This is a genomic window from Pseudomonas putida, from assembly GCF_028682635.1.
Taxonomy (GTDB): domain Bacteria; phylum Pseudomonadota; class Gammaproteobacteria; order Pseudomonadales; family Pseudomonadaceae; genus Aquipseudomonas; species Aquipseudomonas putida_AE.
The window spans coordinates 296,801-321,492 of the sequence record NZ_JANHLK010000006.1; the positions used below are offsets into that span (position 1 = coordinate 296,801).

The 24,692-nt window shown below is 61.3% G+C and carries 19 protein-coding genes; 2 read left to right on the forward strand and 17 right to left on the reverse strand.

Annotation, left to right across the window (positions count from 1 at the left end):
• Positions 1 to 813 precede the first annotated feature (813 nt).
• The 14 genes from NPS56_RS10690 to dksA form a co-directional block, all read right to left on the reverse strand.
• Entirely contained in the window at positions 814 to 3,768 is a 2,955-nt protein-coding gene (locus tag NPS56_RS10690; protein ID WP_274074574.1) for a DUF748 domain-containing protein, read from the reverse strand.
• Positions 3,769 to 3,861: 93 nt separating this feature from the next.
• Positions 3,862 to 4,878: a class I SAM-dependent rRNA methyltransferase gene (locus NPS56_RS10695; protein ID WP_274074575.1), complete on the reverse strand. Its 1,017-nt coding sequence runs from the start codon at positions 4,876 to 4,878 to the stop codon at positions 3,862 to 3,864.
• 95 nt (positions 4,879 to 4,973) lie between these two features.
• On the reverse strand, positions 4,974 to 5,846 hold the full coding sequence (locus NPS56_RS10700; RefSeq protein ID WP_274074576.1) for an oxygenase MpaB family protein: 873 nt from the start codon (positions 5,844 to 5,846) through the stop codon (positions 4,974 to 4,976).
• Positions 5,847 to 5,957: 111 nt separating this feature from the next.
• The gene (acs, locus tag NPS56_RS10705; RefSeq protein ID WP_274074577.1) at positions 5,958 to 7,895 is read right to left on the reverse strand and encodes an acetate--CoA ligase; all 1,938 of its coding nucleotides are present in this window, start codon (positions 7,893 to 7,895) and stop codon (positions 5,958 to 5,960) included.
• A gap of 159 nt (positions 7,896 to 8,054) precedes the next feature.
• The gene (gene pgi / locus NPS56_RS10710; protein WP_274074578.1) at positions 8,055 to 9,719 is read right to left on the reverse strand and encodes a glucose-6-phosphate isomerase; all 1,665 of its coding nucleotides are present in this window, start codon (positions 9,717 to 9,719) and stop codon (positions 8,055 to 8,057) included.
• A gap of 209 nt (positions 9,720 to 9,928) precedes the next feature.
• Positions 9,929 to 10,789 carry a pantoate--beta-alanine ligase gene (panC, locus tag NPS56_RS10715; protein WP_274074579.1) on the reverse strand — a complete coding sequence of 287 codons (861 nt, stop codon included), beginning with the start codon at positions 10,787 to 10,789 and terminating at the stop codon, positions 9,929 to 9,931.
• Positions 10,786 to 11,586: a 3-methyl-2-oxobutanoate hydroxymethyltransferase gene (gene panB, locus NPS56_RS10720; protein WP_274074580.1), complete on the reverse strand. Its 801-nt coding sequence runs from the start codon at positions 11,584 to 11,586 to the stop codon at positions 10,786 to 10,788. Before panB ends, panC begins: the two co-directional genes overlap by 4 nt.
• Positions 11,587 to 11,914: 328 nt before the next feature.
• Entirely contained in the window at positions 11,915 to 12,400 is a 486-nt protein-coding gene (gene folK, locus NPS56_RS10725) for a 2-amino-4-hydroxy-6-hydroxymethyldihydropteridine diphosphokinase (protein ID WP_274074581.1), read from the reverse strand.
• A 3-nt stretch (positions 12,401 to 12,403) separates the two neighbouring features.
• Positions 12,404 to 13,804, reverse strand: coding sequence for a polynucleotide adenylyltransferase PcnB (locus tag NPS56_RS10730; protein ID WP_274074582.1), 1,401 nt, complete (start codon positions 13,802 to 13,804; stop codon positions 12,404 to 12,406).
• 707 nt (positions 13,805 to 14,511) lie between these two features.
• A complete protein-coding gene (locus NPS56_RS10735; protein WP_274074583.1) occupies positions 14,512 to 15,951 on the reverse strand; it encodes a sigma-54-dependent transcriptional regulator in 1,440 nt (479 codons plus the stop codon).
• 22 nt (positions 15,952 to 15,973) lie between these two features.
• The gene (locus NPS56_RS10740) at positions 15,974 to 18,928 is read right to left on the reverse strand and encodes a sensor histidine kinase (RefSeq protein ID WP_274074584.1); all 2,955 of its coding nucleotides are present in this window, start codon (positions 18,926 to 18,928) and stop codon (positions 15,974 to 15,976) included.
• Entirely contained in the window at positions 18,912 to 19,088 is a 177-nt protein-coding gene (locus NPS56_RS10745; RefSeq protein WP_003176118.1) for a hypothetical protein, read from the reverse strand. The genes NPS56_RS10740 and NPS56_RS10745 overlap by 17 nt, the downstream gene beginning before the upstream one ends.
• Positions 19,089 to 19,165: 77 nt before the next feature.
• The gene (gene gluQRS, locus NPS56_RS10750; protein ID WP_274074585.1) at positions 19,166 to 20,062 is read right to left on the reverse strand and encodes a tRNA glutamyl-Q(34) synthetase GluQRS; all 897 of its coding nucleotides are present in this window, start codon (positions 20,060 to 20,062) and stop codon (positions 19,166 to 19,168) included.
• Between the two features lie 218 nt (positions 20,063 to 20,280).
• Entirely contained in the window at positions 20,281 to 20,724 is a 444-nt protein-coding gene (gene dksA / locus NPS56_RS10755) for an RNA polymerase-binding protein DksA (protein WP_046815673.1), read from the reverse strand.
• Positions 20,725 to 21,058: 334 nt separating this feature from the next.
• On the opposite strand from dksA, the gene NPS56_RS10760 reads away from it, so the two are divergent.
• Positions 21,059 to 22,231, forward strand: a complete 1,173-nt coding sequence (locus tag NPS56_RS10760) for a pyridoxal phosphate-dependent aminotransferase (protein WP_274074586.1) — start codon at positions 21,059 to 21,061, stop codon at positions 22,229 to 22,231.
• A complete protein-coding gene (gene sfsA / locus NPS56_RS10765; protein ID WP_274074587.1) occupies positions 22,231 to 22,944 on the forward strand; it encodes a DNA/RNA nuclease SfsA in 714 nt (237 codons plus the stop codon). Before NPS56_RS10760 ends, sfsA begins: the two co-directional genes overlap by 1 nt.
• On the opposite strand, the gene NPS56_RS10770 is transcribed toward sfsA, so the two are convergent.
• From NPS56_RS10770 to NPS56_RS10780, 3 genes are all read right to left on the reverse strand, one after another.
• Entirely contained in the window at positions 22,941 to 23,258 is a 318-nt protein-coding gene (locus NPS56_RS10770) for a Rieske (2Fe-2S) protein (RefSeq protein WP_274074588.1), read from the reverse strand. The genes sfsA and NPS56_RS10770 overlap by 4 nt on opposite strands.
• 294 nt (positions 23,259 to 23,552) lie before the next feature.
• Positions 23,553 to 24,362 (reverse strand): Crp/Fnr family transcriptional regulator, encoded by an 810-nt coding sequence (locus NPS56_RS10775; protein ID WP_274074589.1) that lies wholly within the window; start codon positions 24,360 to 24,362, stop codon positions 23,553 to 23,555.
• Positions 24,363 to 24,378: 16 nt separating this feature from the next.
• Positions 24,379 to 24,651, reverse strand: a complete 273-nt coding sequence (locus NPS56_RS10780; RefSeq protein WP_007971093.1) for a TfoX/Sxy family protein — start codon at positions 24,649 to 24,651, stop codon at positions 24,379 to 24,381.
• Between the last annotated feature and the right edge of the window lie 41 nt (positions 24,652 to 24,692).

Sequence of the window (24,692 nt, forward strand, 5' to 3'; positions counted from 1 at the left end):
GACCGGCCACAGGGATGTGGCCATTACAGGCCCCGGCATTCGTGTCGTGGCCTGTTCTATTTAGGACCAGGCAAAACAACTGTGGGAGCTACCCTGCTGGCGATAGCGATGTAACATTCAACACCTATGTTGACTGTCACACCGCTATCGCCAGCAGGCTGGCTCCCACATTGGGATGTGTGGTGTTCAATTGCAGCGTTTGTCTATCACTCGGCATCCAGCATCCAGCATCCAGGCCCCGGCATTCGTGTCGGGGCCTGTTCTATTTAGGACCAGGCAAAACAGCTGTGGGAGCTAGCCTGCTGGTGATAGCGGTGTGACATTCAACGCCTATGTTGACTGTTACAGCGCTATCGCCAGCAGGCTGGCTCCCACATTGGGATGTGTAGTGTTCAATTGCAGCGTTTGTCTATCACTCGGCGTCCATTATCCAGTCCCTGGCATTCGTGTCGGAGCCTGTTCTATTTAGGACCAGGCAAAACAACTGTGGGAGCTAGCCTGCTGGCGATAGCGATGTAACATTCAACACCTATGTTGACTGTCACACCGCTATCGCCAGCAGGCTGGCTCCCACATTGGGATGTGTGGTGTTCAATTGCAGTGTTTGTCTATTACTCGGCGTCTTGGTGCATCCAGTCCCTGGCATTCGTGTCGGGGCCTGTTCTATTTCAGTCCAGGCAAAACAACTGTGGGAGCTAGCCTGCTGGCGATAGCGATGTAACATTCAACACCTATGTTGACTGTCACCCCTCTATCGCCAGCAGGCTGGCTCCCACAGTGGTATGTGCGTTGTTTAAATGCAGTGTTTGCCCATCACTCGGCGTCCAGGTGCATTGGGGTGACGACCTTGCCGTCCTTTTCCGCTTCGCCCAACTGGGCGTCGATGAAGTACACCCGGTCGTCCGCGAGCTGACCCTTGTCGACCAGATAATCCTTGATGCTGCTGGCGCGTTCCTGGCCCAGCTCACGCAACAGCACTTCGCTGGAGCTCCAGAACTGGATCACGTCCGCTCGCATTTTCGCCGTGCGTTCTTCCTTGCCCAGGTCTTTCCATTCGGCGGGCGGCTGGACCTTCAGGCGCGTGCGGTAGATCCCTTCGAGCAGCGGACCTTTCTCGCTGTCCGGTACCTCAACCAGATTCGCCTTCGCCGGCACCTTGTCGCCGCGGCGCTGGAGCATTTTGTAGTAGTTGTACTGATATTCCCGTTCCAGGCGTTGCTCGGCGAGCAGCGGGCCATCACTGCTCTTGGCAGCGGTGCCTTCGATTTCCAGGCGCAAGGTCGGGCGTTCCTTGAGGGCCTGGGACAGTTTGACCAGGGCCGCTTCGGCGTCCTTGCTCAGGTCGCTCGAGCCCGGCGCGAATGACACGGTACCCAGGTCCTCCGAGCCACCACCGGCCACCAGGCCACCAATGAGTTTGAACGGCGCGGCGGCAGCCTTGACGATCAGGTTGCGCAGGGTTTGCCAGACAATCGGCATCACGCTGAACTGCGGATTGTTGAGGTCGCCGGTCACCGGCAGTTCGATGGAAATCTTGCCGTCGACGTCCTTGAGCAGGGCGATCGCCAGTTTCAGCGGCAGGCTCACGGCATCCGGGCTGTCGACTTTTTCGCCCAGTTGCAACTGCTCGACCACTACCTTGTTTTCAGCCTTGAGCTGGCCTTTGGTGATCACGTAATGCAGGTCGAGGTTGAGTCGGCCTTTGCGGATGCGATAACCGGCGAACTTGCCGGAGTAGGGGGTCAGCGTGGTCAGTTCCACGCGTTTGAAGCTGGTGGCGATGTCGAGGCTGGCCATCGGGTCGAACGGGTTGACCGCGCCCTTGATGGTCACCGGTGCGTAGCGGTCGACCTTGCCCTTGATATCGACAGTGGCCGGTTTCGCCTGGCGGCTGTCGATGGTGCCGATCGAACCGTTGAGCTGCTGGATGGCGGTGGCGAAGTTCGGGGTCAGGCTGAAGTCGGCGAAGTTCGCCGAACCGTCGTTGATGGCAATGCCGCCGATATGGATGCCCAGGGGCTTGTCCTTGCTGGCGACGGGTTTGGCCGCGGCAGGCTTTGCCCCTGCGTCGGGCGGTTGCGGAATCAGCAGGTCATCGATGTTGGTGGTGCGGTCATCGTTGATCATGAAGCGTGCATAGGGTTGCAGCAGGTTGATCTTGTCGATCGACAGGCTGTCGCCATGTTGGTAGTTCAGGCCTTCGACCACCAACTGCTGCCACTTGAGAAAGTCCCGGGTTTTCAGGGTGTCGAGGGTGTGCAGCTGATCGACCTGAGCGCGGCCGGTGACGCTGAGGGCCAGAGGCTCGGTGCTTTTCAGGTTGACCGCCAGGTCGCTGCCGAGCATGCCGCTGCGCAGCTCCAGGCGAATGAACGGGCTGATGTAGGACTGGGCGACACGCAGGTCAATGTCCTTGGTCTGTACGTTGAGCCTGGCGCTGACAGGCGCCAGGTTGACCTCGCCATCGGCCGTGAGCTTGCCCTGCTTGCCCACGCCGGTGTCGAGCTTGAGGGCGAAGGGCGAGCCATTGAGGCTGTCGAACTTCTGCAAGTCGAGATTCAGCGGGCTCAGCTCTACTTCCACCGGCGGTTGCGCCTTGCGGTCCGCCAGATGCACTTTGTAATCGCGCAATTGCACATCGGTGAGCAGCACTTGCCAGGGTTTGCCAGGCTCTGCCGGTTCGGGTTTCGGCGAATCGGCGGCCGCCGGGGTGCTCGGCGGTTCGGCGTTGGCCTTGGCCGCCGGTTTTGACGGTTGGCTGGCGAACAGTTTCTGCCAGTCGAGCTGGCCATCGGCTTCCAGTGCCGCCCAGGTTTCCAGCTTTTGGCTGCGGATCTTGCCGACCACCACTTGCTGTTTGGCCAGGTCCACCGTGGTTTCGCTGATGTCCAGACGCTCGAGCTTCGCCAGCGGCCGTCCGTCCGGGGCCTTGATCGCGAAGGGTGCGACGCTGACTGCGAGGTTGTTCAGCAGCAGTTCGGTCTGCTTGGCCAGGCTGAGTTTGTAGTCGGTACTGAGGCTCATCACCCCGCTTTCGAGGTCCAGGGGCACGGCGTCGCGGACATAGGGCCAAAAGGCTTTCATCTTGCCGTCGGTAATTTTCAGCTTACCTTCAGAGGCGAACGGAATGAGGCTGAAGTTGCCGGTCCAGTCGACCTGGCCACCGTTGGGGCCAATAGCGACCAGTTCCATGTCGGCGCTGTCTTCGGGCAAGGTGCTGAGGTTTTTCAGTTCGAAGTCGAGTTTGTCGTAGAGAAATTCGATCGGTTCGCTGGGGCGCTCATCCTTGAAGTGCAAGGCGCCGCCCGCCAGTTTGATCCGGTCTATGCGCAGCGGGAACGGCTTGGCGTTCGGATCGGCCGGCGTGGGTTCGCTCGCTGGCAGTTTGAACAGCCCGCGCAGATTGAGTTTGCCGTCCTTGCCGAAGAGGATTTCGGTCTTGGATTTTTCCAGTTCGATTTCCGACAGGTGCAGCGCCTGGGTCCAGAGGCTGTCGAGCTGCAGGTTGGCGTACAGGCGTTCGAAGCCGACCTGCTCTTTGCCGGGCTCGCCGATGTTCAGGCCCCAAAGGGTCACTTCAAGGCTGAACGGGTTGAGTTCGATACGCTGGAGGGTGGCGGGCGTCGTGGCGTAGTGGGCCAGTTGTTGGTTGGCAACGCGCAATGCGATGCCCGGCAAAATCAGAAAGCCCAGCAGACTGTAGAGCGCCAGAGCAGTCAACAAGGCGCCGATGGCGCGAATCAATCCTTTGTACATGTGCGGCTTCATCTGTCTGGATCGGAGTGCCTTGGAGTATGGCACGCGATTTCGGTTCCGAAGTCCTCACATCCTGCGGGATTTGTCGGAAAACAACGGCGACATTCAGAACTGCAGAATCAGGGTTTTCAGGGGTGGCTGCTGGTCCATCGACGGGAAATCGCCGCCTGGTTTCATCACCGTCCACTCCCGTACCGGCCGGCCGGCTTTCTCGGCGCAACGCAAAACCTGCTCGCGCCAGTCGTCCATGCTGACTTTTGCCAGGTTGTTGCAGCAGATCAGCACGCCGTTGTCAGCGGTGGTCAGGACTGCCGGCTTGAGCAGGCTCTGATAGTCGCGCAGCAGGTCGACGGTACCGAAAGCACTCTTGGCCCAGGCCGGTGGATCGAGCAGCACCAGGTCGTACTGTCGCTGTTCCAGGCGCTGATAGCTCGGCAGTTTCTGCCCGCGACGCTGGCTGATGGGCAGGCCGGCCAACTGGCGAATGGCCGGGAAGTAGTCGGACTGGATGAATTGCATGGTCGACAATTGCGGGTTGAGCAAGCCATTCTCGCGCCCGACCGCCAGGTTGCCTTCGGCGAAGTCCAGGTTGCACACCTCGCTGGCACCCCCGGCTGCGGCGCTGAGACCGACCCCGCAGGTGTAGGCGAACAGGTTCAGTACGCTTTTGTTTTTGCTGTGGTCCTTGACCCAGCCACGGGTGTTGCGCAGGTCGAGGAACAACAGCGGGTCCTGCCCGGCGTGGCGCCCGCGCACCCGATAATTGAGGCCCCACTCGTGGCCCACCAGGTCTTGCAGCGCGGCTTCGTCGGCACGGTAGACAGTGTCTTCGCGGTCGATGCGCGAGTTGCCACGGGAGCGGTCGTTGTAGACCAGCAGGGTTTCAAACCCCAAGTGTTGATTGACCATTTCGTGCAGTTGCAGCAACGCTTCGCGGTCGAGCGACTGGTGGAAACTCTGCACCATCAGTTGCGGGCCGTAGCGGTCGATGGTCAGGCCGCCGGCGCCTTCCTGGCTGCCATGGAACAGGCGATAGCAGTCGGTGCCCTGGCTGTGCAGTTCGGCCAGCAGATCCTGACGATGTTCAAGGGCGGCGCGCAGCGCCTGATTCAAGGAGGACATGCCGGGCGCCTTGCAGGTGGAATTGGGCGCGGGAGTTTAGCAGGTACTGAGTTTGAAGCTTCAAGCTTCGAGCTTCAAGCTTGCCGCTCCGAGCTTCAGCTCAGCAGACCCATCCGTCTCTTCGCACGATGTACCGAGCCATTGCGCACCGCCCAGCGCAGCATCGGCGCACTGCGGTTGACGCTGGCGCGGATCAATTTGCGTTGCAGCGGGCCTTGGTGCACGCCAAGCATGTCACTGGCCCAGTCCGGCAGCAGATCGATCCCGGCCTGCATCATCAAACCGCCGAATGGCTTGGCCAGACGGCTGGGGGAGGGGGCGTTCAACAGCAATCGCAGCACTTCCCGACTGCGTTCGTCGCACAGCAGCTGCGGGCGAATGCGCTCAAGATAAGCGGCAATCTCCTGCCGGGAGCGCGGCACGTCACGGGCGCCCAGGCGTTCGGCCACCAGCGCGATCTCTGCGTAATAACGATCCTGATCGGCCAGGGACAGGTGCGGATTGCGATAACGCAAATGGGCGGCGAGGAAGTTGCTGACCTCCGCCACATGCACCCAGGTCAGCAGATCGGGGTCGCTGGCGGCATAGGGCCGGCCATCGGGTGCGGTGCCTGTGACTTGCAGGTGGATGGTGCGCACTTTTTCGATCAGCCAGTCGGCATCCTGTCGTGAGCCAAAAGTGGTGCCGGAAATGAATTGCCCGGTGCGACGCAGGCGACCGAGCATGTCCTCGCGAAAGTTCGAATGGTCCCACACACCCGCCAGGGCCAGCGGGTGCAGGGCCTGCAACATCAGGGCGCTGATGCCGCCGATCAACATGCTGCTGAAGTCGCCGTGGACTTGCCAGCTCACCGAGTCGGGCCCGAACAGCCCGGGGTCGCCCTTGGGGTTTTCCAGGTCGAGTTTGCCCAGGGACAGGCCGGTCAGGCTCATGATCTGGGTTTCGATGCGATTGCGGATGAATTCCATGGTGTCCCGGTGATTGACTGTAGGAGCTGCCGCAGGCTGCGATCTTTTGATCCTGAAAGCAACGTCAAAAGATCGCAGCCTGCGGCAGCTCCTACAGGAGGCGGCAGTACGTTATTGATTCAGGCGCTTGTCGATCAGGCCCTGGACCACGCTCGGATCGGCCAGGGTCGAGGTGTCGCCCAGGCTGTCCAGTTCGTTGCAGGCGATCTTGCGCAGAATGCGCCGCATGATCTTGCCTGAACGGGTTTTCGGCAAGGCCGGCGCCCACTGGATCAGGTCGGGCTTGGCGAAGCTGCCGATTTCCTTGCTGACGTGGGCGAGCAGGGCTTTTTTCAGTTCTTCATTTTGCTCGACGCCGTTCATGGGGGTGACGAAGGCGTAGATGCCCTGGCCCTTGACGTCATGCGGGTAACCGACCACGGCGGCTTCGGCGATGTTGTCGTGCAGGACCAGGGCGCTCTCCACTTCGGCGGTGCCGATGCGGTGCCCGGAGACGTTGATGACATCGTCGATGCGCCCGGTGATCCAGTAGTCGCCATCTTCGTCGCGGCGGGCGCCATCGCCGGTGAAGTAGTAGCCGGGGTAGGGCTTGAAGTAGGTGTCGACCATGCGTTGCGGGTCGCCATAGACGCTGCGGATCTGCGCCGGCCAGCTGGATTTGATCGCCAGCACGCCGCTGCCGGCGCCTTTGATTTCCTTGCCATGCTCGTCCAGGAGCACCGGTTGTACGCCGAACATCGGCTGCGTCGCGCAGCCCGGTTTGATCCGTTGCGCACTGACCAGCGGGCTGAGCATGATGCCGCCGGTTTCGGTCTGCCACCAGGTATCGACAATCGGGCAGCGCTGTTCGCCGACGACATTGAAGTACCACTCCCAGGCTTCCGGGTTGATCGGCTCACCGACAGTGCCGAGCAATCTGAGGCTGGCGCGAGACGATTCCTTCAACGGTTCTGCGCCTTCGCGCATCAGCGCGCGCAGTGCAGTAGGGGCGGTGTAGAAAATGTTCACCTTGTGCTTGTCGATCACCTGCCAGAACCGCGAGGTGCTCGGGTAGCTCGGCACGCCTTCGAAGATCAGGGTGGTGGCGCCATTGGCCAGGGGGCCGTAGACGATGTAGCTGTGGCCGGTGACCCAGCCGACGTCGGCGGTGCACCAGAACACTTCACCGTCGCGGTAGTCCAGCACGTATTTGAAGGTCATGGCCGCTTGCAGCAGGTAGCCCCCGGTGGTGTGCAGCACGCCTTTGGGTTTGCCGGTGCTGCCGGAGGTGTAGAGGATGAACAGCGGGTCTTCGGCGTCCATCGGCTCAGGCGGGCAGTCGTCGCCTACGTCGCGTAGCGCCTGGTGATACCAGAGGTCCCGGCCCTCGACCCAGTTCACCGGGTTCTGGGTTCGTTCGACCACGACCACGGTGCTGACATCCGGGCAGCTTTGCAGCGCCTTGTCGACATTGTGCTTGAGTGGCACGAATTTGCCGCCGCGCACGCCTTCATCGGCAGTGATCACTGTGCGGCAGTCGGCGTCGAGGATCCGGTCGCGCAGCGAATCCGGCGAGAACCCGCCGAACACCACCGAATGCACCGCGCCGATGCGTGTGCAGGCGAGCATGGCGTAGGCCGCTTCGGGGATCATCGGCATGTAGATGCACACCCGGTCGCCTTTCTTCACGCCACGACTTTTGAGCACGTTGGCCAGGCGGCAGACGTAATGGTGCAGTTTCTTGTAAGTGATCTGGGTGGATTCGGCGGGGTCGTCGCCTTCCCAGATGATCGCGGTTTGATCGCCGCGCTTGGCCAGGTGACGGTCAATGCAGTTGAAGCTGACGTTCAGTTTTGCGCCGGCAAACCAGTGGGCTTCACCGGTCTTCAGGTCGTAGCGCTGGACGGTTTGCCACGGTGTGCTCCAGTCGAGGAAGCGGGTGGCTTGTTCGGCCCAGAAGGTGCTGGGGTGTTCGATGGATTCGCGGTACAGGCGGTGATAGTCGTCCTGACTCAGTTGTGCAGCCCGGCGCACGGCATCGGCTTTAGGGAACGTGCTGATATCGAACATGACGGTTCCTTCTTCTTGTTGTGGCGAAGAGGGGAGCTGCGCGACCCTCGTAGGAGCTGGCTTGCCAGCGAAAGCGGTGTATCAGTCGACATAAGTATTGCCTGATATACCGTCTTCGCTGGCAAGCCAGCTCCTACAAAGGTTAGTACAAGCGTCAAATCAGCCGCGGTGACGTCCGCGGAAGTAGTTGATCAAGCCCTGGGTGGACGCGTCGTCAGCCGGGGTTTCTTCGCTGCCGACCAGGCGGTTGTAGACGCCTTTGCCCAGTTCCTTGCCCAGCTCCACACCCCATTGGTCGAAGGCATTGATGCCCCAGATCACGCTTTGCACGAAGACTTTGTGCTCGTACATCGCCACCAGCGCACCCAGGCGCCGCGGGCTGATGCGCTCGACCACCAGGGTGTTGCTCGGACGGTTGCCCGGGATGACCTTGTGCGGCGCAAGGCTCTGCACCTGCTCTTCGCTCATGCCTTTGTCACGCAGCTCGGCCTGGGCTTCGGCCAGGGTCTTGCCGAGCATCAGCGCCTGGCTTTGCGACAGGCAGTTGGCGTACAGCCACTGGTGGTGGTCGGCCACCGGGTTGAAGCTGACGATCGGCACGATGAAGTCGGCCGGGATCAGTTGGGTGCCCTGGTGCAGCAACTGGTGGTAAGCGTGCTGGCCGTTGCAACCTACGCCACCCCAGATCACCGGGCCGGTGTCGGTGCTGACGGGCGTACCGTCCTGGCGCACGCTCTTGCCGTTGGATTCCATGTCCAGCTGTTGCAGGTGCTTGGTGATGTTACGCAGGTAGTGGTCGTACGGCAGGATCGCGTGGCTTTGCGCGCCCCAGAAATTGCCGTACCACACGCCGAGCAGGGCCAGCAGCACCGGCATGTTCTGGTCGAACGGGGTGTTCAGGAAGTGCTGGTCCATGGTGTACGCACCGGACAGCAGTTCCTTGAAGTTCGACATGCCGATGGCCAGGGCGATCGGCAAACCGATGGCCGACCACAGCGAGTAACGCCCGCCGACCCAGTCCCACATCGGGAAGATGTTCTCTTCGCGGATGCCGAACGCTACGGCGGCGGCGTTGTTGCTCGATACTGCGATGAAGTGGCGATGCAGTTCGGCTTCCGAGCCACCCTGGGCCAGGTACCAGGCACGTGCGGCCTGGGCGTTTTTCAGCGTTTCGAGGGTGTTGAAGGATTTCGACGAAACGATGAACAGCGTGGTCTCGGCGCGCAGCTTCATGGCCAGTTCGTGGAACTCGCTGCCATCGATGTTTGCCAGGTAGTGGCAACGCACACCTTTCTGGGCATAGGCCAGCAGGGCTTCGGACACCAGCTCGGGCCCCAGGAACGAACCACCGATGCCGATGTTGACCACGTCAGTGATCGGCTTCTCGGAGTAGCCGCGCCACAGGCCGTCGTGGATACGGCCCACGAGGTCGGTGATCTGGTTCAATACCTTGTGCACCTCAGGCATCACGTTGACGCCGTTGACCGACAACTTGTCGCCGACCGGACGACGCAGGGCGGTGTGCAGGGCAGGGCGTCCTTCGGAGGCGTTGACGATCTCGCCATCGAACAGCGATTTGATCGCGCCCTTGAGGTCGACTTCGTCGGCCAGGCCCACCAGCAGGTCGCGGGTCTGGGCGTTGATCAGGTTCTTCGAGTAGTCGAGAAACAGACCGCAGCTACTGAGGGTGAATTGATTGAAGCGCTGCGGGTCGGCGTTGAAGGCCTCGCGCATGTTGAAATCCTGCATGGCCTGGCGGTGGTCTTTCAACGCCTGCCAGGCGGGCAGGGCGGTCACGTCGTGGGGGGTGCGGTAATACGCCATCGCTGCGGGTTTCCTTTTACTTGAACTGCCTTTAAGACACTGAAAATACCGGAATGTCCTGACCACTGACTGGCGGTAACCCGGTTAGCCTGCGTGCACACGATTAAATAGCGCAGACCGGTAACAGTAAACCCAGTGAGACGATCTGTCTTGGCTTTGTCGGACCTGCGACCGGTACTTTTTTGTACCGGTGCGGTCGTGGGGGGATTTCAGGCGGGGGTGTCGAGGTTCAGGTGCAGGTTGTCGATCAGGCGCGTCGTCCCCAGGAACGCCGCCACCAGGATCACCAGGTCGCGATCTTCCGGGGTGGCCGGGCGCAGGCTCAGCCCATGGCGAATTTCCAGGTAGTCGGGACGCAGGCCCGCCGCTTCGAGCTGTTGCAGCTTGGCACGGATCAGGGCCGGGTAATCGCGCTCGCCTTGTTTGATCGCTTCGGCGATCTCGCTCAGCGTGCGATACACCACCGGCGCCACGGCGCGCTGATCTGCGTCGAGGAAGCCATTGCGCGACGACAGCGCCAGGCCATCGGCCGCCCGCACCGTCGGCTCGCCAATGATCTGGATCGGCATGTTCAGGTCATGCACCAGCGCGCGAATGACTGCCAGTTGCTGAAAGTCTTTCTGGCCGAAGATCGCCAGGTCCGGCTGGACCATGTTGAACAGCTTGCTGACCACCGTTGCCACGCCTTCGAAATGCCCCGGACGGCTGGCGCCGCACAGGCCTTCGGAAAGCTGCGGGACGCTGACGCGGGTCTGGCCGGTCATGCCGCCGGGGTACATCTCTTCAACGGTCGGCGCGAACAGCAGGTCGCAACCGGCTTCGAGCAGTTTTTCCTGGTCGGCGGCGAGGGTGCGCGGGTATTTGTCGAGGTCTTCGCCAGCACCGAACTGCAGCGGGTTGACGAAAATGCTCGCGACCACGAAATCCACCCGCTGGGTGGCCTTGGTGATCAGCGCGACATGCCCGCTGTGCAGGTTGCCCATGGTCGGCACAAAGCCGATGCGCTTGCCTTCACTGCGGGCACGGGCCACGGCGGCCCGTAGTTCGCGTACGGTTTTGACGGTGTTCATGCAGAGAATCCGTGTTCGATGCCTGGGAAAGTCGCCGCTTTGACTTCAGTGACGTAAGCGCTCAGGGCCGCGTGAATGCTTTCCTGGCCGGCCATGAAGTTTTTCACGAACTTGGGGACGCGACCGGTAATCGACAGGCCCAGCATGTCGTGCAGGACCAGTACCTGGCCGTCGGTGCGGTGGCCGGCGCCAATCCCGATGACCGGAATGCCCACGGCCTGGGTGATTTCTTCGGCCAATTCGCTCGGCACGCATTCGAGCAGCAGCATCGACGCGCCGGCCTGTTCCAGCGCGATGGCATCGGCACGCATCTGCCGCGCCTGGTTTTCGTTGCGACCCTGGACCTTGTAGCCGCCGAGGATGTTCACCGATTGCGGGGTCAGGCCCATGTGGGCACAGACCGGAACGCCCCGTTCTGCCAACAGGCGGATCGAGTCCGCCAGCCACAACGCGCCTTCAACCTTGATCATGTGAGCGCCGGCCTGCATCAGCAGGGCGCTGTTGGTCATGGCCTGTTCCGTGGTGGCGTAGGCCATGAAGGGCAAGTCGGCAAGGATCAGGGCGTCGGTGTTACCGCGTTTGACGGCTGCCACATGGTAAGCCATTTCGGCGGTGGTGACCGGCAGGGTGCTGTCGTGACCTTGCAGAACCATGCCGAGTGAGTCGCCCACCAGCAGCACTTCGACGCCGGCCTGGTTGCAGGCGTGGGCGAAGGTTGCGTCATAGCAGGTCAGCATGGTGATTTTTTCACCTTTTTGCTTGAGACCTTGCAGAGTGGTCAGGGTGATGGCTGGCATGAAAAGTTCCTCATTCAGGCGCTGTGGAAACTACTGCGAGTAACGCGCGTGATTCTTCGTTGAATACAGGCGCACGGTCTTTTGTCGTGCTTTGAAGGCCTGGATTGCGCCCTTGATGCCGTGGTGACGGCAGCGGGACGCCTATAGTCGTGAGGAGAACGTGGGAAGTCAATTGCGTGTGTTACCGCATTGTTACGCCCGCGGTGTTACCGGGGTGACTGATGCGTTTCAGCAAATGCCAACATCAAAAGATCGCAGCCTTCGGCAGCTCCTACAGGTCATCACCGTCCTGTAGGAGCTGCCGAAGGCTGCGATCTTTTGGTGCAACTCAGTCTACCGGCAGGCGTTCCAGCCCGACGAACGGGCAGGCAGCGAGCAAGTCGGCCAGTGCTCGGCCATCGGCCAGGCGTAGGTCGGCGGGCGTCAGTTCGGCCAGGGGATACAGGACGAAGGCCCGCTCCTGCATATGGTAATGCGGGACTTTCAGGCGAGGTTCGTCGATCAGGCGGTCACCGAACAGCAGGATGTCCAGGTCCAGCGTACGCGGGCCCCAGCGCTCAAGGCGCTCGCGGCCCTGGCCGGTTTCGATGGACTGCAAGGCGTCCAGCAGCTCAAGCGGTGCCAGAGCGCTGTCGAGCGCGGCCACTGCGTTGGTATAACGCGGCTGGCCGGGCAGCAACGAGTCGCTTTGATAGAAGGCAGAAACCCCGACCAGTTGCGATTGCGGCAACTGAGCCAGTGCCTCGATGGCGCTGCGCAGCTGTTCGGCGGGGTCAGCCAGGTTGCTGCCCATGCCGATGTAGATGCGTTCCATGGATTACTCGCCCGTGGTGCTCGAAGCGTCCGCTGAGCGCTTGCGCTTGGAGCCGCCGCTGCGGCGACGTTTGCGTGGGCCGCCGGTACCGTCGTCCTTGCCACTGAGGTCGCGAATCATGTCGCGACGCTCGCTGTCATTGGCATCCTGGTAGTCGGTCCACCATTCGCCCAGGCCATCGGTCTGCTCGCCCGCGCTTTCGCGCAGCAGCAGGAAGTCGTAGCCGGCGCGGAAGCGCGGATTGTCCAGCAGCAGGTCGGCGCGTTTGCCGCTGCGCCGTGGCAGGCGCTCCTGCATGTCCCAGATCTCGCGGATCGGCATGGTGAAGCGTTTCGGGATCGCGATGCGCTGGCACTGCTCGGCAATCAGCTCGTGAGCGGCTTCCTGCATCGCCGGAATCGGCGGCATGCCACGATCCTGCAGGCGCAATACGCGCGCCGGCAGAGCGGGCCAAAGCAGGGCGGCAAACAGGAACGCCGGGGTGACCGGCTTGTTCTGCTTGATGCGCAGGTCGGTGTTGATCAGGGCTTCGCTGATCAGGGTGTGGGTGTAGGTCGGGTTGTATTCCAGTGCCTCGGCGCTGGCCGGGAACAGTGGATCGAACAATTGCAGGTCGACCAGCATTTCAAAAGTGTCGGCCGCGTGGCCGGACAGGAATAGCTTGAGCACTTCTTCGAACAAGCGGGCCGACGGGATCTCGCGCAGCATGGGCGCGAGGTCGCGGATGGGCGCGGCACTGTGTTTTTCGATGCCGAAATTCAGCTTGGCGGCAAACCGCACGGCGCGCAGCATCCGTACCGGGTCTTCCTGGTAACGCTGCTTGGGGTCGCCAATCAAGCGGATCAGTTGGTTGCGAATGTCGTGCACGCCGTTGGCGTAATCGAGAATGCGTTCGCTGACCGGATCGTAATACAGGGCATTGATGGTGAAGTCGCGGCGTTGCGCGTCTTCTTCCAGGGTGCCGTAGACGTTGTCGCGCAGGATGCGCCCGCTTTCGTTACGCGAGGATTGATTTTGATCTTCCTCTTCGTCGTTCTGCGGGTGGTTGGCGCGGAAGGTCGCGACTTCGATGATTTCGCGGCCAAAGTGGATATGCACCAGTTTGAACCGGCGGCCAATGATCCGTGCATTACGGAATTCGGCACGTACCTGTTCAGGGGTGGCGCTGGTGGCGACGTCGAAATCTTTCGGCGTGATGCCGAGCAGCATGTCACGCACACAACCGCCGACCAGGTAGGCCTGGTAACCGGCGCCCTGCAGGCGTTCGACGATGTTCACCGCGTAACGGCTGAATTGCCCCTTTTGCAGCGAATGTTGGCCGCTATTGAGCACTTCAGGCGTGCTGCGGATGTGTTGCGTACGACGCACGGGAGTACGGAATGACTGGAACAGCTTCTTCAGCATGGGATGCACTGTTTGAAGGAATGTTCGGCCAAAACGAAGAATGACCGCATGATGGGCGGGGATTCTAGCATTTAGTCGAGGGATGGTGTAGGACACAGCGGATTTGAGGTGTAGGAGCGAGGCGGGGCGGGCGAATCGCAGAAACTACAAGGGGAGCCGAAGCTCCCCAAGAAGTAGTTGCATGCTCATTTTTGTTATTGGTTTCGGGCTTCTTGTTTTTGTTGAGTGCCCTCGCCATGAAGCTTTCCTTCATGACACTCCCAATCGGGAGCCAAGAGCAAACGGATTGCTTTGGTCGCTGTGCTGCAGTGATCTTGCGATCCAACCAGTTCAGGCTCTGTCTTAAGACAGTTTTTTGTTGTTTTCGGCCTGGTCGTGGGGCATGCCCCAAATACAACGCCTCTCCAAAAGAATCAGTTAGCTGCGCCTCTCGCCGTCTTGTTTTTATTGTGCGTGAGTCGATACGTCTTATTTTTATTGTCTTGTGCATTGCTTGTTATTGTTCTTGTACCAAACATATAGCAGGGTGCGTGCCAACTTTTGCGAACCCCAGTAAAACAAGGGGTTAGGCGAACCGAAGGGGTATATGGGGGCGAAAAAAAGCCGGGGCTTCGTTACCGTAAGCCCCGGCTTCTGTTACGTGAAAAACCTGAGGTAACAGTTTTTTCACAAAATCATGTGTTACCCGCACATGAGACAGGTGGGGTTCAGCTTTCGCTGGCCACCCCGGTTTTGCGCCGCGGGATACCCAGGCGCTGACGGCGTTCCCACAGGCATTTGCGACTGACCCCGAGTTTGCGCGCCAGCTCGGTCTCGGTCATGTGGTCCTGATGCTCGAGCACGAAGTGCTGGAAGTAGTCTTCCAGGGACAGGTCTTCGGTCGGCTCATGATTGTTGTTACCGGCGTTGCCGTTGCCCTGTTGTGGGGGCAGGCCGATGAACTCGTCGTCTTCCAGGTCGCCCAGTTCGATGTCGATGCCCAGCAGCTCGGCGGAAATCTCGGGGCTCTCGCTCAGGATGACCGCGCGCTCTACCGCGTTTTCCAGCTCACGAACGTTACCCGGCCACGAGTAGTGACGAATGGCTTGCTCGGCGTCCGCGGCGAACTTGAGGTCGGTACGGTTGATCCGCGCGCTTTGCCGCGCCAGGAAGGCGTTGGCGATTTCATTGACGTCCGCGCCACGTTCGCGCAGTGCAGGCAGTTTCAGGGCGATCACGTGGAGGCGGTAATAAAGGTCTTCACGGAACTGGCCGATCTTTGCCAGGCTCTTGAGGTCTCGGTGAGTCGCGGCGATCAGGCGCACATCGACCTTTTGCGACTGGACCGAGCCCACTCGACGAATTTCACCTTCCTGCAACACGCGCAGCAGGCGCGCCTGGGCTTCCAGTGGCAGCTCACCGATTTCATCGAGGAACAAGGTGCCGCCGTCCGCCGCTTCCACCAGGCCGGCACGTCCGGCGCTGGCGCCAGTGAACGCGCCCTTCTCGTGGCCGAACAGTTCGGACTCGATCAGGCTTTCAGGAATGGCGGCGCAGTTCACCGAGATCATCGGTGCCTTGGCCCGCTTGGAGAGGTTGTGCAGCGCACGCGCCACCAATTCCTTACCGGTACCGGACTCGCCCTGGATCAGGACATTGGAGTCAGTCGGCGCGACTTTGCGAATCTTGCCATACAGGTCTTGCATCGGTGGGCACGAGCCGATGATGCCGATCTCGCCGTTGCTGTTGTCGGTGCCGGGTTTGGCCGCGCCATTGCCGGCTTTGGCGGCAACCGGTTCGCTGCTGGCTTGCGCCGATTGCCGGTCACGCAGGATGCGCGCGACGGCCTGGAGCATTTCGTCGTGATCGAAAGGCTTGGCGATGTAGTCCACCGCGCCCATCTTCATCGAGTCCACTGCCGAGCGCAGGCTGGCATAGCTGGTCATGATCAGCACCGGCGTGCCCTGGCCCAGCTTGATCAACTCGGTGCCCGGCGCGCCCGGCAGGCGCAGGTCACTGACGATCAGGTCGAACGTGGGAATGGTGAAGCGTTCTTGTGCTTCCTGCACTGAACCGGCTTCGCTGACCTGGTACTGGTTGCGTTCCAGCAGGCGGCGCAAGGCGGAGCGGATAATTGTTTCGTCTTCGACGATCAAAATGTGCGGCATTGATTCGATACTCTCGACGGTCTCAGTTCACAGCGGACGTCGCTTCGACATGACGCGGTAAAGTCACCCGGATCCGGGTGCCGCGTTGGCTCTGTACATCAGCCGGGCTGTCGATGGTGATTTGTCCATAATGCTCTTCAACGATGGAATAGACCAGTGCAAGGCCCAGACCGGTACCTTCACCCGGGTCCTTGGTGGTGAAGAAGGGTTCGAACAATCGGTCCATGATGCTCTTTGGAATTCCGCTGCCTTCGTCTTCCACGATCAGGTCGACCGTGTGTTCGCCGGCTTCGCTTTTTACCCGCACCGCGCTGCCCGCAGGCGAAGCGTCGCGGGCGTTCGAGAGCAGGTTGATCAAGACCTGGGCGAGCCGCTGCGGGTCGCCTTCGACCCAGTGGTCGGGGTCGCACAGGTTGTAGAACTGCACTTCGAAATTGCGCCGGTTCAGGGCCAGCAGGCCGATGGCGTCCTGGGCCACTTCCGCCAGACAGACGGGCTCGTCGCTGTGCTGGTGGCTGCCGGCATGGGCGAAGCTCATCAACGACTGCACGATGCGCGACACGCGCTTGGTCTGTTCGAGGATCTGCCCGCTGATTTCCTTGAGCTCGCCGTCTTCCTCGCGCTCTTCGCGCAGGTTCTGCGCCAGGCAGGCGATGCCGGTGATCGGGTTGCCGATTTCATGGGCCACGCCCGCGGCCAGGCGACCGATGCTGGCCAGGCGCTCGGAATGCACCAGTTTGTCTTCGAGCATCTGGGTTTCGGTCAGGTCTTCCACCAGCAACACCAGGCCACTGTTGCCCGGTGCGAGTGGTTCATCGATCGCCGCTTTGTGCAGGTTCAGCCAGCGAGTCTGGCCGTCGAGGGCCAGGTGCTGTTTGTGCAAGTGCTCGTCCGGGACATTGATGAAGCCCTGCAGCAGCGCTTTCCACGGATCGGCAATGGTGCTCAGGCGCGAACCGACCACGCGTTGCGCGGCGATCCCGGTCAGTTCCTCCATGGCTTTGTTCCACATGAGGATTTCCTGGTCCTTGGCCAGCGAGCAAACGCCCATCGGCAACTCTTGCAGGGTCTGGCGGTGATAACGGCGCAGGGCATCGAGTTCGGCGGCCAGGCCGGTCAGGCGCGAGTGGTAGTCCTCGAGGCGGCTTTCGATGAAGTGGATGTCTTCGGTGACATAGTTTTCGCCGCCGGCCTTGTAGGGCAGGAACGTCTCGACCATGTCCTGGGCCACGCTCGGCCCCATCAGGCCGGAGAGGTTGGCTTCGATCCGGTCGCGCAGGCGGCGCAAGGCGTACGGCCGCCGTTCGTCGAAGGGCAGGTAGAGATCGCGCAGGGCCTGCTCGACCTCCTTCTGCGCGGCCTTGGCACCCAGCGGTTTAGCCAACTGGGTGGCGAATTCCTGGGGCGAGGCGGCGTGCAGTTCGCGGCGTTGCGGGCGGCGCACGTTGTCCACGGCGCAGGCTTCGGCGGCGCTGGCTTCTTCGGTGCTGGCATTGGTGAACAGCGAAATCAGGGTGAACATCAGCACGTTGGCGGCCAGGGAGGCGATCGCGGCCATGTGCCAACTGGTGTCGTCGAGCACGTAGATCATGTTCAGCAACGGGATATAGAAGCCCTGCAGGTTGCCGACCAGCGGTAGCAACATGGTCACCAGCCACACCAGGATCCCCGCTAGCAGCCCGGCAATGAAGCCGCGACGGTTGGCGGTCGGCCAATACAGCACAGACAATACGCCAGGCAGGAACTGCAGGGTGGCCACGAAGGCGACGATGCCGAGGTTGGCCAGGTCCTGCTCGGCACCCAGCAGCAGGTAGAAGCCGTAGCCGGCCATGATGATGGCGACGATCAGGGCTCGACGGGTCCACTTCAGCCAGCGGTAGATGTTGCCTTCGGCCGGCGGCTGGTACAGCGGCAGCACCAGGTGGTTCAGAGCCATGCCGGACAGGGCCAGGGTGGTGACGATGATCAGGCCGCTGGCGGCGGACAGTCCACCGACATAGGCCAGCAGTGCCAGGGCCTTGCTGTTGGCGGCGATGCCGATGCCCAGGGTGAAGTATTCCGGGTTGGTGGTGGCGCCGAGCTTCAGGCCTGCCCAGAGAATCAGCGGCACGGCCAGGCTCATCAGCAACAGGAACAGCGGCAGGCCCCAGCTGGCGCTGACCAGCGAGCGCGGATTGAGGTTTTCGGTGAAGGTCATGTGGTACATGTGCGGCATGACGATCGCCGAGGCGAAGAACACCAGCAGGAGTGTGCGCCAAGGGCCTTCCTGCAGTGGCGTGTGCAGTGCGGCGAGGGCGGTCTGGTTTTGCAGCAGCCACAGTTCCAGCTGTTGCGGGCCGTCGAACACGCCATACAGCGCATAGAGGCCGACGCCGCCGAGGGCGATCAACTTGATCACCGACTCGAAGGCAATCGCGAACACCAGGCCTTCATGTTTTTCCCGGGTGGCGATGTGCCGGGAGCCGAAAAAGATCGTGAACAGCGTGATCAGGGCGCAGAAGCTCAGTGCCACGCGATGCTGGACCGGCTCGCGGGTGAGGATGCCGATGGAGTCGGCGACCGCCTGGATCTGCAGCGCCAGCAGGGGCAGAACCCCGACCAGCATGAAAATCGTGGTCAGCGCGCCGGCCCAGGTGCTGCGAAAGCGGAAAGCGAACAGGTCGGCCAGGGACGACAGTTGATACGTGCGGGTGATCTTCAGGATCGGATACAGCAACACCGGCGCCAGCAGGAATGCACCGGAAACGCCCAGGTAGCTGGACAGGAAGCCGTAACCATACTGATAGGCCAGGCCCACGGTGCCATAAAAGGCCCAGGCACTGGCATAGACCCCCAGCGACAAGGTGTAGGTCAGTGGATGGCGAATGATCGCCCGGGGGATCATGCCCCGTTCGCTGACCCAGGCCACGCCGAACAGCACCGCCAGGTACGCGGCGCTGATCAGGATCATCTGGGTCAGGCTAAAGCTCATCGGCATCTTTTTGGCTCTGCAGGATGAAGGTCACGACGATCAGGATCAGCCAGAGCAGATAAGGGCGATACCAGGCGCCAGTGGCGTCGATCCACCAATCCATGATGGCCGGGGAAAACAGATAAATCCCCACTACCAGGAGCAGGACCAAGCGATAGATGTACATCCCGGCCTCTCTTTTTTATGCGCGTGCCCGAAAACGTGCGGCGATGGTAACGGATGGGCGCGCCACTGCAAGCACGATCACTGTAGCTGCGCCTCGGGCAGGCTCAGTGTGCGCGGGATCAGCAGGGCATCCCAGTGGGTTATGCCCCAGTCCAGCACTTCCCGTGGCGTGGCGTAGGCCAGTTCGGCGCCGGGTTTCTGCCCCAGTGCGCGCAGGGCCCGCAGCAACAAGGGGGTGGCCTGGTCTTCGCTCAAGGGTGGTGAGCGGTAGGACTTGCCGAGCTTGTTACCATCGGGCTGGGTAATCAGCGGGATGTGCAGGTAGCGCGGCTGGCGCAGGCCGAGCAGTTCCTGGAGGTAGAGCTGGCGCGGCGTCGAGTCCAGCAGGTCGGCACCGCGGACGATGTCGGTGATGCCTTGCCAGGCATCGTCCAGGACCACCGCCAGTTGATACGCGTACAGCCCGTCGCGGCGGCGAATCACGAAATCGCCGACATCCCGGCCCAGGTGCTGGTGGAACTCGCCCTGCACGCGGTCGATGAAGTGATAATCCAGTTCAGGCACGCGAATACGAATGGCGGCGTCTTCCGTGCCGTGTCCGGCATTGCGGCACAGCCCCGGATAAATGCCGTGGTACGGCTCCAGCTGTTTGCGCGAGCAGGTGCAGGCGTAGGCCAGACCCTGGCTGAACAGGCGATTGAGCACTTCGGCATAGGCCTCGTGGCGGTCGCTCTGGCGGACCATCTCACCATCCCACTCGAAACCGTAGCTCTCCAGAGCCTTGAGGATCGCCGCCTGGGCGCCGGGCTCTTCGCGGGGCGGGTCGAGGTCTTCCATGCGCATCAGCCAGCGGCCACCCACCGAGCGGGCGTCGAGGTAGGAGGCCAATGCGGCGACCAGCGAACCGAAATGCAGGTGGCCACTGGGCGTGGGGGCAAAACGCCCGATGTAGGTAGAGGCGGCGATGGCAGTCATAAGGGCAATATTACTTTTTCCAGGCTTGCGCCAACCACCCTGTGGGAGCGGGCTTGCTCGCGAAGAGGCCATCAGCCTCAACATCAATATAGGCTGATGCACCGCTTTCGTCGGAACGCCGCCCGGAGCAAGCCCGCTCCCACAGGGTTTCCTGCCGAAGCAAATATCAGAAACAAAAACGGAGCGTTCGCACGCTCCGTTCTTCGTTCAAGCCGCGATTATTTGCCGACTTGCTTTTCCTTGATTTCCGCCAGTGTCTTGCAGTCGATGCACAAGTCAGCGGTAGGACGGGCCTCAAGGCGCTTGACGCCGATCTCGATGCCGCAGGATTCACACCAGCCGTACTCTTCGTCTTCGATCAGCTGCAGCGTCTTGTCGATCTTCTTGATCAACTTGCGCTCACGATCGCGGGCTCGAAGCTCGAGAGCGAACTCTTCTTCCTGGCTGGCACGGTCTGCCGGGTCCGGGAAGTTGGCCGCTTCGTCCTTCATGTGGTCCACAGTCTTGTCGACACCTTCCATCAGCTCTTTTTTCCACTGATTCAGAACCTTGGTGAAGTGCTTGCGCATGGGCTCGCCCATGTACTCTTCGCCAGCTTTCTGAACATAGGGCTCGAAGCCGCTGATCGTCTGATTCGCTTGTTGCTTTGCTTGGGTGGACATGAAATAGACCGCCTCTACTCTTGTAATCCATCTGCGCAGGATTGCTCCATCACCGGCACCTGCCGGCCCTGCGGCTGCAAGCGGGCGAACTTACCAGATCAAATCAGACCGCGCTACTCCCGGATGTCGAGGGCGCAGCCCGCGGTGCTGGCAAATGCTGGCAAAGTGTTGCCTGGTGGCTCTGGAACCCGGCTCAATTAATGATTTTAGTCAAACCTGGGGCACTCGCTCAGTTCGTTTGTGGCCCGGGTCATATGGCCTCTGACCGCTTTAGGTTCTCGCTCGTTCCTGCGCTTGGGTAGAATCGATTCTTTTCCCTGTTGAAGGAAGGCCAATGGCTCAGTCCTACAGTGCCCGCAGTCGCGCGATCGAACCATTTCATGTCATGGCGTTGCTGGCGCGGGCCAATGAATTGCAGGCTGCCGGTCACGATGTGATCCACCTGGAAATCGGCGAACCGGACTTCACCACCGCCGAGCCGATCATCCGCGCCGGGCAGGCCGCGCTGGAAGGGGGCAAGACGCGCTACACCGCCGCCCGTGGCATTCCCGAGCTGCGTGAGGCCATTTCGGCCTTTTATCAGCAGCGTTATGGCTTGAACATCGACCCGCGCCGCATTCTCATCACGCCCGGCGGTTCCGGTGCGTTGCTGCTGGCCAGTGCCTTGCTGGTCGATCCAGGCAAGCACTGGCTGCTGGCCGACCCGGGTTACCCGTGCAACCGGCACTTCCTGCGACTGGTGGAAGGCGCGGCGCAGCTGGTCCCGGTCGGACCGGAGGTGCGTTATCAACTGACCCCGGATTTGATCGCCCGGCATTGGGATCACGACAGCGTGGGCGCGCTGGTGGCTTCCCCGGCCAACCCGACCGGCACCATCCTCACCCGCGACGAGCTGGCTGGCCTGTCCCAGGCCATCAAGCAGCGCCACGGCCACCTGGTAGTGGACGAGATCTATCATGGCCTGACCTACGGCACCGATGCGGCCAGCGTGCTGGAAGTCGACGACAGTGCCTTTGTGCTAAATAGTTTTTCCAAGTATTTCGGCATGACCGGCTGGCGCCTGGGCTGGCTGGTAGCGCCGGACGCGGCGGTGGGCGAGCTGGAAAAGCTTGCGCAAAACCTCTACATCAGCGCGCCAAGCATGGCCCAGCACGCGGCGCTGGCCTGTTTCGAGCCGGCCACCATTGCGATCCTGGAAGAGCGTCGCGCCGAATTCGGTCGTCGTCGGGATTTCCTCCTGCCGGCCCTGAGAGACCTCGGTTTCGGCATCGCCGTCGAGCCGGAAGGTGCTTTCTACTTGTACGCCGATATCAGCAAGTTCGGCGGCGATGCCTTCGCGTTCTGCCGTCACTTCCTCGAAACCGAACATGTCGCCATCACCCCCGGGCTGGACTTCGGTCGTTATCAAGCCGGGCACCACGTACGGTTTGCCTACACCCAAAACCTCGAACGCTTGCAGGAAGCGGTGGAGCGTATCGGTCGTGGCCTGCGGAGCTGGCAAGGCTGATGCGTTTTCATCCTCCCCTCGAAGAAGGTCGGCTGATTCGCCGCTACAAACGTTTTCTCGCCGACATCGAAACCGTCGATGGCGAGTTGCTGACCATTCACTGCCCCAATACTGGCTCGATGCTCAATTGTCAGGTCGAAGGCGGGCAGGTCTGGTTCAGCCGCTCCAATGACCCCAAGCGCAAGCTGCCCGGCACCTGGGAAGTCGGCGAGACCCCGCACGGGCGCTTGTTCTGCGTGAACACGGGGCGGGCCAATGGCCTGGTCGAAGAGGCGCTGCGGGCGGGCGTGATCACCGAGTTGAACGGTTTCACCGAACTGAAACGCGAAGTTGCCTACGGCCAGGAAAGCAGTCGCATCGATTTCCGCCTCGATTACCCGGGTGGCCCAGCGTACGTGGAGGTCAAAAGCGTCACCTTGGGTTACGACGGCACGCCCGTGGCGGCGTTTCCCGATGCGGTTACCCAGCGTGGGGCCAAGCATTTGCGTGAATTGGCGCATCTGGCCCGGGACGGGATTCGCGCGGTGCAGTTGTATTGCGTCAATCTCACGGGCATCGAGGCCGTGCGGCCGGCTGAAGAGATCGACTCAGCCTACGCCCAGGCCTTGCGCGAAGCCGTGGCGTGCGGAGTTGAAGTGCTGGCCTACGGCGTACGCCTGAGCCATGAGGAGATGGTGGTGGACCGGCGTCTGCAGGTGTTGCTCGGCGGTTAGAGGCTGACCCAGATGCCTTGCGCGTCTTCGCGGCAATCGACACGGGTCAACGATTGCCCTGCGCAAGGGCCGGCGACACATTCGCCATCTTCGATCAGGAACAGGGCGCCATGGGTGGCGCACTGGATCAGGCTGTTGCTGGGGTCGAGGAACTGGTCGGGGCTCCATTCCAGTCCGACGCCACGGTGCGGGCAGCGGTTGATATAGACGTAGACCTGGCCGCCCCGGCGCACGGCGAACAGCCTCTGGCCGTCAATGTCGAAACCGCGGCTGCTGGCATCGGCCAACTCGATGCCGGTACAGAGAAATTTCATGCTGATCCTCAAATGGCGCAATTGCCCGGTGCGAGCAGAACTCAGGTGCTCAGGATACTTGGCGCAGCGCCGGATGACTTTTCCACAGGCAAAAAAAGACCCGGCAAGAGCCGGGTCAAATAACCGTGATTAGCCTGATGAGGAGATAATCTGAGAGTCCGAACCAAGGGCTTTTCAGAAGATCGACCAGTCTCGCGACCAGTTGTGATAATCATATCGATTCTCATTACCAAGTCAACAGGTGATTTTCCATTTCTTCGATTCGTGTCGCACGCTCGTTCCAGGTCCTTGTATTCATTGAGCTCTGCCTGTCGTTTTCAGTGCCATCAGTTGTGTAACCTGTTTATTCAGCAGGTCGATACGGCGGGCCATGCTCTCGATCAGGCAGCTGGCAATCTTCGGATTGCTCTGGGTGAGGCTCAGGAACTGGTCCTTGGGAATACGCATTATGGTGCTTGGTTCGCTGGCGATGACCGTAGCGCTGCGTTTCTCGCCGGTAAACACCGCCATGGCGCCGAAAATCTCGTCCTTGGGCACATCGCCCACTTTGAATCCATCGACAAATGCTTCGGCGTGACCCTCGATGATCACGAACACATGGTCCGCCTCATCGCCCTGATGGATCAGCGTTTCGCCGCTGGCGACGCGCTGGAAGCCGTTGGTGGCGCGAAATTCCGGTTGCTTGAGGCGCGCTACGGCATCGGACAGCAGGGCCGTCTGGCCTGCCATGTATTGCAGGAACAGTTCCGAGCGGGTCGGGTCGGCGTAGATGTGCTGGAACACCTGCGATCGAAGGTAGGGCGTCAGCGCCAGAGGCGTCTTGCTGCACAGGCGACAGCGCGGCAACCCCGCGTCCTGGCGCAGGCCGATCAGGTCGCCCTGGCGCAGATAGAACAGTGCGCGATCATCGATGCATCCGTGCAATCGACCGCTGTCCAGCATGTACAGCTGATCGCTGGGTAGCGCCGCGGCGAGGTCGTCGATGGCAGGAAACTCGACGGCGGGCCCACTCGGTGCCAACCCCTGCAACAGGCGGGCAGGGAGGTTTTGCAGTCGATTGATCAGTGTTTCGGCGTAAGCCGGTTGTTCCCCGAGTAAGTACATGGCGAGCGGTACTCGTTCAATTCTTGTGGCGTGACGAGATGGCTTCGAGTTGTTTGTTCAAGGCTTCCTTGCGTTCGGCGGGAATGTCGTTCCAGTGCACGTCCATCAACGCGCCTTCGATTGCGTACAACAACACCTTGGACGCCCGAAACCCGCGCGTGCGCACGGCCCGATAGGCATCCACCGCCCCCAGGCGACGCAAGTCCGAGGCGCTGTGGATGCCCACGGCATGCAGCCACTGCGCCGACGTCTTGCCAAGATTCTTCAGGTGTTGCAGTTCATCATTCATCAAGCCTCCTTGCGATGGCCGAATGGTGCGTGGGCAAGCTT